This window comes from Thalassobacillus sp. C254, assembly GCF_001310615.1.
The window spans coordinates 1-12,602 of the sequence record NZ_BAXQ01000010.1 but is presented as its reverse complement, the minus strand read 5'-3'; the positions used below and the strand labels follow the sequence as shown (position 1 = coordinate 12,602).

The 12,602-nt window shown below is 40.1% G+C and carries 11 protein-coding genes and 2 pseudogenes; 2 read left to right on the top strand and 11 right to left on the bottom strand.

What is annotated here, in order from left to right; all coding sequences use genetic code 11:
- Window positions 1-9: 9 nt before the first annotated feature.
- The 5 genes and pseudogenes from JCM19033_RS10840 to JCM19033_RS28150 all read right to left on the bottom strand — a co-directional run bounded on the left by JCM19033_RS10840 (window position 10) and on the right by JCM19033_RS28150 (window position 6,481).
- On the bottom strand, window positions 10-771 hold the full coding sequence (locus JCM19033_RS10840; protein ID WP_306301321.1) for a tetraprenyl-beta-curcumene synthase family protein: 762 nt from the start codon (window positions 769-771) through the stop codon (window positions 10-12).
- Entirely contained in the window at window positions 761-1,063 is a 303-nt protein-coding gene (locus tag JCM19033_RS27450; protein WP_306301320.1) for a DUF2600 family protein, read from the bottom strand. The genes JCM19033_RS10840 and JCM19033_RS27450 overlap by 11 nt, the downstream gene beginning before the upstream one ends.
- A 259-nt stretch (window positions 1,064-1,322) precedes the next feature.
- On the bottom strand, window positions 1,323-2,099 hold the full coding sequence (locus JCM19033_RS10835; RefSeq protein ID WP_269758138.1) for a DMT family transporter: 777 nt from the start codon (window positions 2,097-2,099) through the stop codon (window positions 1,323-1,325).
- A gap of 121 nt (window positions 2,100-2,220) precedes the next feature.
- A pseudogene (locus JCM19033_RS10825) lies at window positions 2,221-3,900 on the bottom strand (alpha-glucosidase).
- 224 nt (window positions 3,901-4,124) lie between these two features.
- Window positions 4,125-6,481 (bottom strand): annotated as a pseudogene (locus tag JCM19033_RS28150) (glycoside hydrolase family 31 protein).
- A gap of 400 nt (window positions 6,482-6,881) precedes the next feature.
- Between JCM19033_RS28150 and JCM19033_RS10815 the strand changes: the two are divergent.
- Both JCM19033_RS10815 and JCM19033_RS25675 read left to right on the top strand, forming a co-directional pair.
- A complete protein-coding gene (locus tag JCM19033_RS10815) occupies window positions 6,882-7,175 on the top strand; it encodes an HPr family phosphocarrier protein (protein ID WP_054636323.1) in 294 nt (97 codons plus the stop codon).
- A gap of 241 nt (window positions 7,176-7,416) precedes the next feature.
- Window positions 7,417-7,899, top strand: coding sequence for a hypothetical protein (locus tag JCM19033_RS25675; protein WP_269758137.1), 483 nt, complete (start codon window positions 7,417-7,419; stop codon window positions 7,897-7,899).
- A 65-nt stretch (window positions 7,900-7,964) separates the two neighbouring features.
- Here the strand turns inward: JCM19033_RS25675 and JCM19033_RS10805 are convergent, their stop codons facing one another.
- The 6 genes from JCM19033_RS10805 to motA all read right to left on the bottom strand — a co-directional run bounded on the left by JCM19033_RS10805 (window position 7,965) and on the right by motA (window position 12,436).
- Window positions 7,965-8,582, bottom strand: coding sequence for a YpjP family protein (locus JCM19033_RS10805; protein ID WP_054636321.1), 618 nt, complete (start codon window positions 8,580-8,582; stop codon window positions 7,965-7,967).
- Between the two features lie 271 nt (window positions 8,583-8,853).
- Entirely contained in the window at window positions 8,854-9,438 is a 585-nt protein-coding gene (locus JCM19033_RS27430; RefSeq protein ID WP_306301317.1) for an MATE family efflux transporter, read from the bottom strand.
- Window positions 9,390-9,971 carry an MATE family efflux transporter gene (locus JCM19033_RS27425; protein WP_306301316.1) on the bottom strand — a complete coding sequence of 194 codons (582 nt, stop codon included), beginning with the start codon at window positions 9,969-9,971 and terminating at the stop codon, window positions 9,390-9,392. Before JCM19033_RS27425 ends, JCM19033_RS27430 begins: the two co-directional genes overlap by 49 nt.
- A 236-nt stretch (window positions 9,972-10,207) precedes the next feature.
- Window positions 10,208-10,792 carry a TetR/AcrR family transcriptional regulator gene (locus JCM19033_RS10795; protein WP_054636320.1) on the bottom strand — a complete coding sequence of 195 codons (585 nt, stop codon included), beginning with the start codon at window positions 10,790-10,792 and terminating at the stop codon, window positions 10,208-10,210.
- A gap of 101 nt (window positions 10,793-10,893) precedes the next feature.
- Window positions 10,894-11,643, bottom strand: coding sequence for a flagellar motor protein MotB (gene motB, locus JCM19033_RS10790; protein ID WP_054636319.1), 750 nt, complete (start codon window positions 11,641-11,643; stop codon window positions 10,894-10,896).
- Entirely contained in the window at window positions 11,621-12,436 is an 816-nt protein-coding gene (motA, locus tag JCM19033_RS10785; RefSeq protein WP_054636318.1) for a flagellar motor stator protein MotA, read from the bottom strand. The genes motB and motA overlap by 23 nt, the downstream gene beginning before the upstream one ends.
- Window positions 12,437-12,602 lie beyond the last annotated feature (166 nt).

The following is a 12,602-nucleotide window of genomic DNA, read 5'->3' as shown; positions in this document are numbered from 1 at the left end:
GCATTTTCTTTATGCTTTTCGAAATACCCAGCTGTTTAGATAAAAGAAAAGAGTGGGAAGGCCTCCAAAACGAATAAACTGTTTCGCTTTATTCTTAATCTCCTTATCCCTCTGTACTTTTTTATCGGCCAGATAAATAGCAATAAGGCCTTTATTAATGAGCTTGTGAAACTTCCAGTCAGGCAGGTTTCGAATACTTTCTTCTGCCTTTTCTTTTATATGCTTCATTCTCTTAACCATTTCTTCGTCACTTGGATAATAAGAAACAAAGTTTAAATCCTGTTCCATTCTGTCTTCTTCCTGGTCAATAAAATAGTCAAGGAGAATATGAAGACCTTGAACCCACGGAAAATATCCTGCTTTCAGCTGGGATACTTCTTCGTGACTTAAACAATCTTTTGCAGCATAAGCTGCAAAACAGAATATCCCTAACGTTGAACCTGCACATGCTGAAAACTCGTACCAGGTCATAGAAGGTAAGTCGTCTTTATGATCGGCAAACCAGCTCTCCAGCAGATCCACTCTCTTCTCAGGCTCCACATGCTTAAACACTTGCAAATCACAATAATAATTCGCCAGATGGTGCATCGCTTTTTGTACGTTTGGAAATCCAGGGAGTTCTGGTAACACACTCTGGCATGTCGTAACAAGAGCTTGTAAATACCCACCGTCATCTTGATCTTCACGATACCTATAATAATTCACAGGTTCTGCTCCTGGACTTAGCGCATGATACATAGCCTGATGAAGTGCTCTAAAGTCATTTTTCATCTAATGAAGTGCTTCTGTCACAGAGATTATCTAAATAATCACTGATGGTTTGATAGGCTACAATAAATGTTATAATCTTATTTCTTTCTTCACCTGCCAATAACCCGTAAACTGCTCCGCCTTCACAATGAAAGGCTTTTTCCGTTAAACTGGACAAAGCCTGGGTTCGTAATTGATTATTAGGGATTTCCATGGCCCGCTGCCTCCAGCTTCCTAAACATAAACGAACGTCGGGGAGCACTTCTTTATAAACCTTAGACAGCAGAGTCCAAGGGGTAGTCGGTACTTTCAAAGTAATAACCTCCTTATACTCCTTTAAAAGTATTATGCCCTGACTACATACAGGTATTACCATAACGCAGGAATAGCTTCTTTCTCTCTGTTCCTCAAACAGTTCCCTCTTTATTCATTTAACGTTCTAGTCTTTTTTTCGCGTGGAAACGCCATGTTAAAGAGAACATGTCCATACACTGTCAAGGCGATGGCTCCAAAAATCAGAAGAATACCAACCGTTTGCCACCCAGAAAGAATATCTCCAAACACAAGAACACCTATGCAATTGCCACTACCGGTTCAATAATTGAAAGGATGGCAGCCCTGCTTGATTCGATATATGTTAAACCCGCTGTATAAAGAAAATAAGCACAAACAGTAGCAAACAAAGCTAAACCAAGTCCGTTTAAAAGAACTCCTGGTTCAGTTAATAAGTGTGCTTTACTCATAATGGGGCTTGTGAAAAGTAAAAAAACAGAGCCAAAAATTAAAGAGTATGCAGTGATGGTCAGAGAGTGGTATCGTCCGCTTAAAAATTTCCCGAAAATACTGTACAAGGCGTAAAAAAATCCGGAAGCAATACCAAAAAGAATGGCCATGATCCCTATGCTTTCAGAACCCAGAGGAAGCATTCCTACGGTATAAGCACAGCCAAGGACCATAACAAGTAGAGCCAGGGCCTTGGTCACGGTGAAAGGCTCTTTAAAAATAAAACGAGCCATGACTGCTACAAAAACCGGGCCCGTGTATAAAAGAACAACAGCCAGCGACACAGACGCAGCCTCCATTACAGTAAAAAAGAAATAATTAAAGAAGGCAATGCTGACAATGCCAGTACCAATAAAAAGCGGGATATCCTTTAACTGAAACCTAAGCAGATCCCGTCTGTATATTCCTAAGGCCAGTGTTATCAGCAGAGCTGAAAAAAGCAAGCGAATTGCCACAACTTCCCAGGGAGTAAAACCATATGTATACAAGTTTTGTACAAATAAACCAGTGCTTCCCCATAAAGCTGCCCCTAGCATTACTGCAAAATAAGCCAGACGATTAGTCATATATTTTTCTCCTTCCCCTGACTGTCATACTAACAAGATTATCATGAAGTGAATAACAGAGGTAATTTTATTTACAAAAAGACTATGGCACTCATTCCTTGCCATAGTCTTTCCACGAATGTTATGTCAGCCGATAAATAAAGGCCTCATAGGGTGAGAGCTCCACGTTTTCTAAGGAATACGTTTGTTTAGAATCTTCATTTGAAAGAATACGATCTACTTTCCTTTCTCCCAGCTCACTAAACGAACGCGTCTGAACAGAGGAGCTGAAATTACAAACGATAAGAAGCATATCGTCCTTGTAAGTTCTAGTGTAGGCATACACGTCTTCATCGTCAGGAAGAAGCAAATGATAGCTCCCATGAACAATTGTTTCATCCTTTTTTCTTAATTCTATTAGCTTTTTGTAATAGTAAAAAACCGAATGAGGTCGTTTAAAGAGTTCGTTACGTTAATCCTCTTATAATTTGGATTAACTTGCAGCCATGGAACTCCAGTAGTAAACCCTGCGTGCTTGCTGTCATTCCATTGCATAGGTGTACGGGCATTATCCCGCCCCCTGGCATAAATAGCTCTCATCATTTCTGCTTCTTCGATACCTTTTTCTTTTTGCTCCTTATACCAATTCAAGGTTTCAATGTCTTCATAATCCTCAATTGTCGGAAAAGCCACATTTGTCATCCCTATTTCTTCTCCTTGATACACATAGGGAGTGCCTTTCATTCCATGCAGCAGGTTGCCAGCATTTTAGCAGACTTCTCACGAAATTTTTCATTATCATTACCAAACCTTGATACCACCCGAGGCTGATCGTGGTTGTTCCAGTAAAGACTGTTCCACCCTTTTTGATCCAGCCCTTTTTGCCACTTTGTCATAATTCTCTTCAAATCTGTAAGCTTCCAGGAAAGGGCTGACCATTTCCCATGTTCTCCGTCACCAAGACCCATATGCTCAAAATGAAAAACCATATTAAGCTCTTTTCTTTCTTCGGCTGTGTACAGCTTTCCTTCCTCAACTCCAACTCCCGGCATTTCTCCTACCGTCATGGTGTCATAGTGGGACAGAACTTTCGTATACATTTCCTGAAGAAACTCATGAATTCTTGGGCCGTTTCTGAAGTAGCTTGATCCGGAGGCATACTTGTTTCCAGGATTCACCTCTCCATCGGGATAGCGCTGGTCTTTTGAAATAAAGTTAATGACGTCCATTCGAAAGCCGTCTACCCCTTTATCCAGCCACCATTCATCATTTCATATATGTCTTCACGAAGAAGTGGGTTTTCCCAATTTAAATCCGGTTGTTTTTTACTGAATAAATGAAGATAATATTCCTCTGTATTTTCATCATACTCCCACGCAGAACCACCGAAATTGGAAGCCCAATTGGTTGGTTCTCTTCCGTCTATTCCTTTTTTCCAAATGTAATAGTCCCGTTTCGGACTTTTTGCAGAAGAGCGTGACTCAATGAACCATTCATGCTCATCAGAAGTATGATTGACGACCAGGTCCATTACAAGCTTCATGCCCCGTTCATGAATTTGCTGAAGGAGGAGATCAAAATCCTCCATGGTTCCAAATTCATTCATGATAGCCTGGTAATCTCGTATATCGTAACCATTATCGTCATTTGGGGAATCATATACGGGGGAAAGCCAGATGACATCAATTCCTAATTCCTTTATGTAGTCAAGCTTCTGAATCATTCCCGGAATGTCTCCAATTCCGTCTCCGTTGCTGTCATTAAAGCTTCTTGGGTAAATTTGGTAGACAACGCTTTTTTTCCACCAGGGTGTTTGGGTCATTTCTCATTCCTCCTAGCTAAAAGTACGAAAGAAATCATTCTATTTTATTTTCACAAACAGACACGCTAAAAGCTTCAAAACGTGGTGAGGACTCCTCCCAGTTATACCAATTTATGTACAGAATGAAAACCTCACATTACCTATGAAGAGTAAAGCCCCATAAAAGGTTATTCATACATAAAAAATACCGGAAAGCCCTGAAAAGGGACCTTCCGATAAATATTTCACAGCAGGCTGGCTTTAATCATACGAGAGCGCCCATCTGTATTTTCTTTTTCTTCTCCATTAATCCTTAGCGTTACCTCTTCATCCTCGCTGTGTATTACCACTTCTTTTTCTAAGTCAGGCTCATAAGCATTTACTTTTGTTTCAAAGGTAAGATCAATAACATTTCCAATTACCTCATACCTCAAAACGCCTTCATACATCTTTCCTTCCCTGTAATTAAATGTACTTCCATCGTCTTCATAAAAATAATACTCTCCGCCATTTGAAGAAGGATAAATGTGAAAAGTAATTTTTTCCTCCTTCTGTTCAGTCGACATTTTTTTCTCTCCAAGAGCAATGATTGCACCCTTTTTAATGAAAATAGGAAGTCTATCAAGGGGTGCTTTTACAAGATGATAATCGGATCCTCGGTATTCCTCGCCTGTCCAATAATCAATCCAGGTTCCTTCAGGCAGGTAAACGGCTCGGTGATTTTTGTCAGGCTGAAGAATCGGAGCAACGATGACAGAGTCACCGATCATAAATTCATCTGACAGGTTGGTGGTTTCCTTGTCTTGCGGATATTCTAAAAATAAGGGTCTCATTACCGGAATTCCGGTAGTACTTGCTTCTTTAAAAAGAGTGTAGAGGTGCGGCATCCAAACATACCGAAGATCTATATATTTCTTTACGATATCTTCTATTTCTTTCCCGAAACTCCATGGTTCCTGCCTTACGGTATCTAATGCTGAGTGGTTTCTGAAAAAAGGAGTGAAGGCTCCTACTTGTGTCCAGCGTGCTAATAACTGGCCCGTAGCATCATGAGCAAATCCACCTACATCCGGCCCGCAAAAAGGAACTCCGGAGACTCCTAGATTCATGCACATGGGCAGTGCCATTTGAAGGTGCTCCCAAAAACTTCGATTATCCCCCGTCCAAACTGCTGCATACCTCTGCACTCCTGAATACCCTGCACGTGTCAGTAAAAAGGGCCTCTTCCCTTTCAACTGTGCCTTCATTCCTTCATATGTCGCTTTCCCCATAAGCAGTCCATAAACATTATGAAGTTCCCTGTGTGTTTTAGGATTGCCGTCGTTTCCATGCATGACCTCAGTATCCATTGTTTTTGTTTCATTAAAAACGGCGGGTTCGTTCATATCATTCCAGATACCTTCAATTCCTTTGTTCACATAAAAATCGTGCTTATCTCCCCACCACTTACGAGTTTTTTCATTTGTGAAATCTGGGAACGCGCTGTTTCCCGGCCAAACATCCCCGTTATACATTTTTCCATCTACGTACTTGCAAAAATGATCTCCTTTCACACCTTCCAGATAGGACGGGTATTCCGGGTCTGTTTTGACTCCAGGGTCCACAATGCACAACATGAATGCCCTCTTTTTTCAAATCATTCATTAACTTGCCTGGATCCGGGTAACGTTCTTCGTCAAAGGTAAACACTCTATACCCATTCATATAATGAATATCTAAGTAAACCGCATCTAATGGAATTTGCTTTTCCTTAAAATTTTTAACCAGTTCCCTTACTTCTTCTTCTGTTTCATAGCTGTACCTGGACTGATGGTATCCTATCGCCCATTTGGGTGGCAGGGGCATGCGTCCAGTTAAATAGGAGTACTGGGTAATCACGTCCTTTGGCTCTGGCCCAGCCATCAAATAATAATTGATGAGCCCGCCTTCTGCCGAAAAAGAATACGTTTCCTCATAGGTCTTCATGTCAAAAGTAGTTTTATAGGTGTTATCAAAGAAACTGCCATACGCCTTTCCCTGATTTACTGTCATAAAGTATGGGATGGATTCATATAAAGCATCAATCTCAGGGTTGTGAGGAGCAAAGACATCTGAATTCCACATGGTCATTTTCTCTCCTCTTTTATCAAGGAAACTGGTTTTCTCACCAAATCCATAAAAATGGTCTTCTCTATCCATTTCCTTATAACAGATCACTTCACCTCCTGCACTGTGGCCCATTCCTTTTTTCTTTTTCTGATACCAAAGTCCTTCCGTCCTTATCCACAGCCTTAATACGACATGGATTTTTATATAAAAAAAGTGTTAATAAAGGTGACTGAATTGTGATATACGAGTCTTCATCGTGTACTCTTAGGTCAACTTTTTCTGGTTCCGCAACGACAGCATGACTGGAAGATAAAGATGGTTCTTTTTTGGGATCCATCATAATTCTGACAATATCGTCCCTGTAAAAAAGAATTTGGATCATCCTGCCTCACATTTCCCTATGAAGCTTTTATTTTCGCTGAGGGAATAAGAAATAAGATTGCCTATATCCCTAAAGCTGTTCCTGCTATTTTCTTTTTAGCCCCGGATGTATTGCAAAACTTGTATCCTCCATATAAAAGCCCACTCCTTTTTATCTGGCATCTTCTACATAGGTTCTCTGCACGATTCCATTATCCTGTTAAATAAAGTGAATACATCAGTAAAATCATATTTGGCAGGTAAGAACTGTATGAAATGTAAGAAGAATCTTTATGTCCTTTGGCGATCTCATGGCAATGCCTGGTCAATATGAGTCCAGCCAAATTCCAAAACATTGGAATATTTCCTTACGAAATAACCCTCTTTTGATCTTTTTATGCTTATAATTACTTACACCTGTTAATTTTGTTGCTAAAACTAACAGGTAATTTGCTTCCCCGGTTCACGTGTGGAGTAAGCCACACTTTTACTCTTTTCACTGTCTCTTTCAAGCCGCTGGTTTTTTACATTTACCTTTGAAAGGAAGGGATCGTATGGAAGCATCTGCATCACTTAACATTGAAGGGAAAGAGAAAATCTGCTATGAAAGGATCCTGCAGCTTGTGCAAACGGCGAATCAATTTGACAGCTACATTGTATTGGAAACGAGCACAACAGTCATTAATTGTAAAAGCCTCATAAGCACTTCTGCTTTTTTAAAAGCTCAGGATAAGATAACAATAAGGGCAGTCGGCAGGGATTCCCAAGAAGCAGTTTCATTACTGCAAGGTTTTATTGAAAAGAAAATCTTTACAGAAGAGCGTTCTTCTTATCCTTTATTAAATTAACAACTATCATGAAAGGTAACTTCTTAGTGGGTTTGAACGTCAAAAGCTACTGTGGACCCGCGGTGGCAAATGGATTGTCTGCCTGTTAACTAAATACACAAAGGAGAAAATGAAAAATACGCCTTCTGGGTATCTGTCCAGGAGGTGTTTTTCTTATTCAGTACGCAGCATTTTTTATGTCGTATATTTCACAAATTATGTCCTAAAATAAAACGAATCTTATTCTAGGAGGTCTTCATATATGAATCATCCATTTAACCAGCAAGGAAATTCCCAAAGCATGCAGCAAGGCTTTTCAAGACAGCAAGCTCCACAATTCCAAAGCTTTACTCAACACAATCCCCAATCAGCCATGCAGCCTGGTTTTTCAGGTACAAATGTGGAGGAAGTAAGACAGCAAAACGCTCAGGCTGCACAAGGTTCCAATTATCAGACATTCTCACCGCAGCAGCAAAGTTTTTCTTCTGGTTCTTCTCAGCATATGAATCACAATGAGAATCAACAAGGGTTTCAAAACGGACAGTCTCAGCAAGCTCTTCAACAAATCCAACATTTGGCACAGCAGCTGCAGCAAACAGAAAGACAAAACGCACGTCAGTTTCAGCAGTCATTTTCACAGGATACGCAAATGCCAAACCAGCTTCAGGGCTTTGCCCAGAGAGAATTAACAGCAGCTCAAAAGCTTCAGCAAATTCAACAGCTTTGCCAGCAATTAATGCAATAAATAAATTCACCCGTAATCAAACAAAAAAAGGGCAAGCTGCTATATGTGCCAGCTTGTCCTTTCAATTAAGACATCCACTTTGGAGGAGTGTTTTTATCCCAGTATACGTCTCCAATCTGATGGTGTTCTTCAAAGTTATCTTCATGTAAGTGATAGTGAAAATTAAACCAATATCCTTCTTTAGGACGAAGATCCCGTCTCACATGAAATTTGGCAATGTCTTTTTTATTCTTATCATCATACACATTAAATATCTTTTCTCCGCTTCCTTGAGAAGGCTCTTCTGTAATGACATAGGATTTGCTTTCTTCCATCCCTGCTTCTTCTACCAGGTCTTTAAGAACATTCTCAATACTAGGGAGAATGTCAGTCATAAAGTCAGCTTCAACTTGCTTTAAAATTTTAGGACCGAGCTTTTTTACAGACTGTTCTTTCGCTTGTTCAACAATAATGTCTATAAAATGCTCGTCATCCAACACTTCAATGTTTTCTTCATAGTCCTGAGCAATGATTTCCGAATGCTCTTCTATTTCAGCGACAGAATAATGCTGCTCATCACTGCCTGATTTCTCTTCTTTAGCTGAAGCAGATGAGCTGGAATCCAAGTATGTAGGAGGAATGTACACACCAAGAGTCATAAAGGTTATAAGGATAACTGATATCTTCTTAAACCAAAGCTTCAAATTTCATTCCCCCTCGTGCCAAATCTCTTTGAAAATCTCAATATATTTCAAAGTTTCCAAGAATCAATTTTTTTAATTGTACCATAGGGTTGTGTTGAGCTGGGTAAAGGCCTTCTCAAATTCATAAAAATGTAATCTTCTTTAGAAAAAGGAGTGACTTCACATCCTGTTCATCACTAGGGTAATGCTTGCTCACCATCAGGCAGATGTTCAGCCCTTGCTTGTATAACTCTTAAACGTATGAAAAATCCTGCTGCTGCACAAGTAAGACCTATTGTGATGCCAATCCAGAAACCAAAAGGCCCCAAGGTGTGTAGGAAGCGAGGAGATAGCCGGAAGGAATCCCTATGATCCAGTATGAAACAAAAGCTGTAATAAAAGGAACTTTTACATCTTTATACCCTCTTAACACTCCTTGAAGAGCTGATTGGGCAGCATCAGAAATCTGATAAAAAATCGCGAAGATAAAAAACTGGGCTGCAAGGGTGACAACAGGCCGATCATCAGTATAAAGATAAGCAATTGGCTCACGTAAAAAGAAAAGGAAAACTGAACCAATGGCAAGGATTCCTATTGCCCCAATCACTCCTAAACGTCCGTATTCCCTGGCTGCACTCCACCTTTCTCCTCCAACGGAGAAGCCCACAACGATTGTTAAGGCCATTGAAATGCTTAACGGGATCATAAAAATAAGTGATGTGAAGCTAAAGGCTATTTGATGTGCTGCAATAGTTACGGTGCTAAACATGGTTCCAATTAACAAGGTGACAACAGAAAAAATGCTGGCTTCAAAAAAGATAGACAGACCTATCGGAATGCCAATGGCCAGCTGCTCTTTCCAGGAGGCACCGCCCATTTTACAAACAGCTTATACTGATGGATGACCTCCATTCGAAACGTCATCCATATGCTCAATATAAAAATGATCCAATAGGTTAAAGCAGTGGCATAGCCTGCACCAATACCACCAAGCATAGGAAGACCAAATCCACCGAAGATAAATCCATAGTTAAGAAGAACATTAAACGGTACGGCCAGGACAGTAATTATCATTGTGATGCGTGTATAACCTTGAGCGTCAAAAAAATAACGTAAAACATTCGCTGCAAATAAGGGAATAATACCTAATGACAAGCCGACTAAATAATGAAAAGTAATATGTTCAACTGCTGGGGCCAGGTTCATCAATGTGATGATGGGATGAAGAAACATAACTCCACAGAGAATAACAAGAATAGCTAACGCAAGGGATAGATAGAGACCTTGATTCACTGAGTTTGTTATGCTTTTCTTGTCTCCTTTTCCTATGAGCTGGGCCACTATAGGAGTAACAGCCAGCAGCACCCCATTTATTCCAGTAAAAATAGGCATCCACAAACTGGATCCCATTGCGACTCCAGCCAAGTCTCCGTCCCAACGCGACCGGACATCATCGTATCAACTAAATTCATCGCAAAAAAACTTACTTGTGTCACCATAATCGGCCAGAAAATCGTGAAAAATAATACCATTTTGTCTTTCCTAGACTTGGCGTGATACATACCTGCGTCCTCCATTACCAACGGCCGGGTCCCCGGCCTTATCTATACTATTTGCAAAAGTTTCTTCCCAGCGTGAGTACTTCCTTATGAAAAGTTATCCGCAATTCCATTCCAATATATTCTCCACGAGGCCTCCAGTTTTTTTTCTGTCCTCTCTTTGCTTCCGTAGACAAGCTCTACACATATAGAATCGATTAATGAAGAAAAAGCCATGGTCATTGACTCAATGTCCTGGTACCTTACTTCATTTGTCTCTACGGCTTTCAAAAAACGATCAAAGAATAGTAAATCTACTTTAGCAATGTGTTTGTTGACATAGTCAATAACCGTATGATGTAAATGAGAAGGCGGAAAAAAGGACACACGCAGCCAAAACTTCATATTACAATCATTGCGGTATCTATCAATGTAATTTAATAACACTTTGTATAAGAAATCATGAAGAGGCTCTTCAAAATGGGATTGCAAAAAAACCTCAAGCTTATGAAGTTCTTTTTCTGCTGCACTTTTCAAGGTTTGCAGAAATAAATCGTCCTTCCCTTCAAAATGGGCATATATTGATTGTTTCTTTAAACCTGTCTCATCTGCAATGACAGCTAAAGATGCTCCCTCAAACCCGTATTGGGCAAAAGACCGTAAGGCAGCTTCTTTTATTTTTTGGGCACTCACACTTATCATCTCCCGGTTAACGATCGTTCGTTAACATTATAACAGGTTACCCGCGAGCGGAAAGGAAAAATAAAAAAACGTTTCAATTCAGAAACGTCTTCTTAGTACTCACTATTAGTATCTATTGCTTGGTTAGGCAAAATTAATACTTCTACTCTTCTGTTTTTCGCCTTGTTTTCAGGACTATCATTCTCTGCGATCGGGCGATGCTCTCCAAAACCTTTGGCACTGAATTGAAGGGGATCAAATTTATCATTTTCCAAAAGAAGGCTCATAAAATTCACTGCTCTTATCACACTTAATTCCCAGTTTGATTGAAATTCGCTGGTGGAAATAGGCCGGTCATCAGTATGGCCGCTGACCACAACTTCATGAGTCGGCTCTGTATATAGAAGTTCTGAAATTTCTCTCGCTACCTCTGCTCCTTCCAATTTGACATTGGCACTCCCCGTATCAAAGAATACATTATCAAGCAGAGTAAGGAGAAGACCTTCTTCTGTAAGATTAGTTTCCAGCATATTTTCAAGATTTCTATTAACTATATACTGGTTAATTTCTTGTTCTAATGATTCCAACTCTCGAAGTTCAGGCAGACCATCACTTTCTTTGTCTTGAGTGTCTGATGAGGATACTGGCAGTTCTTGAGGAGTTGGTCCGTTATCTAATATCCCCTCTCCACCTGTAAATTCAGATTGAAAGACCTGGGCTATTTCCTGAAATTTCTCACTCTCAATTTCACTTGCTGCAAAAAGAACAATAAATAAGGCAAGAAGGAGAGTAAGCATATCAGCGTAAGGAATTAACCATGATTCATCAACGTGCTCGTCACTATGCTGTTTCTGTTTCCGCACTGTTTTCCTCCTTTTCTCCTTCACTCTCAATTAATTTCTTTAACTCGGAATGAGATAAAAAGGATCCCAGCTTATCTCTAACGACCATCGGAGATTCACCATGGGTAATAGACACAATCCCTTCAATAATGAGGTGCTTTTCCTGCACTTCCTTCTTAGATTTCTCTTTTAGTTTGTTAGCAAAAGGATGCCACAGCATGTACCCTGAAAAAATACCAAACAAAGTTGCCATAAATGCTGCTGCGATGGCATGTCCTAATGCTTCCGTATCTTCCATATATCCTAAAGCTGCAATTAACCCAATAACAGCTCCAAGAACACCCAAGGTCGGTGCGTAAGTACCGGCCTGTGTGAAAACAGAAGCTCCTTCCTTGTGCCTTTCCTCCATGGCATAAACCTTCTCTGTTAATACGTCTCTAATAAAATCTGGAGACTGTCCATCTACGGCAAGCCTAAGGCCGGACTTTAAAAAAGGATCCTCTGTTTTCTCGATTTCCTGCTCTAATGATAAAAGACCTTCTCTTCTGACAAAGGAAGACATTTCAGTAAAGGTGTTGATGAGGGACTTCAGGTCAGGCCCCTTCTTTTGTGTAAAGATAATTTTAAAAAGTGTAGGAACGTTTTTGATAGTTGACATAGGAAAAGCGATAATGACAGCTGCCGCAGTCCCGGCAAAGATGATTAATAACGCGGCCGGGTTAAATAAGGCTGCCGCGCTTACTCCTTTCATTACCATCCCTACTCCAATAGCTGCTATTGCTATAATAATTCCGATAAAAGATGTTTTGTCCATCTTTATTCCCCCGCTTTATAGTAAATTAGCCTTGTTAAGATGTAAGAGTAACGGGAAGTGTGCTGGGTTCAGCTCTGATTGTTATTGACCCTTTGAAACCAGTGCACACCAAAACCCCACTCTTTTTAACATAGCCCTTTTGTATTCTCTATCATTATTATCGTTA